Below are 537 nucleotides of genomic sequence, written 5' to 3' on the forward strand. Positions count from 1 at the left end.
GGATGAGGGCCGGCGCGCGCAGCGCGCCGGTGTTGCGCCCGGAAGACCGAGAGCGAGAGCCATGATCGCCGCCACCCCGCCCCGCTCCGCGGTGCGGCCCTCATCCGGCGCTACGCGCCACCTTCTCCCGCGAATGCGGGAGAAGGGAAACGCGCCCGCAGGTACCAAAGCGTCGCCACTACTGCGGCCGCGGCGTGCAGTAGACGTCGCCCACTTCACCGATCCGGACGTCCCTGCACTGAAGCTCGTACACCCCCTCCCGGCCGCACTCTGACAGGGTCATGCTCGTCCTGTCGAAGCGCGCATCGCAGGTGTCTCCGGCGTCCTGCAGATCCGTGGACCCGGGGAACCAGATTCGCAGCCGGCCGCCCTGCGGCTCGTATCCGAAGTATCCGTCCCATCCGTCGCCGTGCTCGAAAGCCATGTAGGTCCCGACGCCATTGCCGCCGAAGCAGTACTTGATCAAGGCCGAGGGATCGGAGGAACCGGAGGGGTGGACCTGCCAGCAGCCGATGAACGGATCGGCGGCGGACGGGG

General features: G+C 69.1%; 1 protein-coding gene. It reads right to left on the bottom strand.

Annotation, left to right across the window (positions count from 1 at the left end; genetic code table 11):
* Positions 1 to 178: 178 nt before the first annotated feature.
* On the bottom strand, positions 179 to 537 hold a 359-nt coding region (locus tag ACTIF2_RS27710; RefSeq protein WP_439500356.1), incomplete at its 5' end, for a hypothetical protein.

The sequence above is a fragment of the Allobosea sp. genome (assembly GCF_051860145.1).
GTDB lineage: Bacteria > Pseudomonadota > Alphaproteobacteria > Rhizobiales > Beijerinckiaceae > Allobosea.